General features: G+C 79.4%; 1 protein-coding gene. It reads left to right on the top strand.

Annotation, left to right across the window (positions count from 1 at the left end; translation table 11 throughout):
- Positions 1 to 103: 103 nt before the first annotated feature.
- On the top strand, positions 104 to 529 hold a 426-nt coding region (locus tag GT045_RS05595; RefSeq protein ID WP_161333467.1), incomplete at its 3' end, for a universal stress protein.

Raw genomic sequence — 529 nt, 5'->3', positions numbered from 1 at the left:
CCCGCGCCGCACCACGGGCGCGGCCCCGGTCGCAGCGGTCACAGCGGGCGCACGGGGCGGGCGGTCCCCCCGGGGCGGCGCGCCCAGGAAGGCGGTGAGCACGATGGACCTCCCGATCGTCGTGGGCGTCGACGGCTCGCAGCCCAGCCTGCGAGCGGCGGACTGGGCCGCCGACGAGGCGGCGCTGCGCGGGGCACCCCTGCGGCTGGTGCACGCTTCCGTGTGGGAGCGCTACGAGGGGCCGGTGCTCGACGCCGGCCCGGACGAGCCGTCCGAGCGCACGCTGATCGAGGACATCGTCCGCGCCGCCGAGCACCGCGCCCGCCTCCGCCGGCCCGGCGTGCGGATCACGGCCGAGGTACTGCCCGAGGAGCCCGAGTACACGCTGGTACGGGAGAGCCGCGCCGCCCTGGCCGTGGTGCTCGGGTCCCGGGGCCGCAGCGGCGTGGCCGAGGCGCTGCGGGGCTCGGTGAGCCTGGCGGTCGCGGGGCGCGCGCACTGCCCGGTGATCGTGCTGCGCGGCAGCCAC

The organism is Streptomyces sp. SID486, assembly GCF_009865385.1.
Taxonomy (GTDB): domain Bacteria; phylum Actinomycetota; class Actinomycetes; order Streptomycetales; family Streptomycetaceae; genus Streptomyces.
This window is presented reverse-complemented; position numbering and strand designations above follow the sequence as displayed.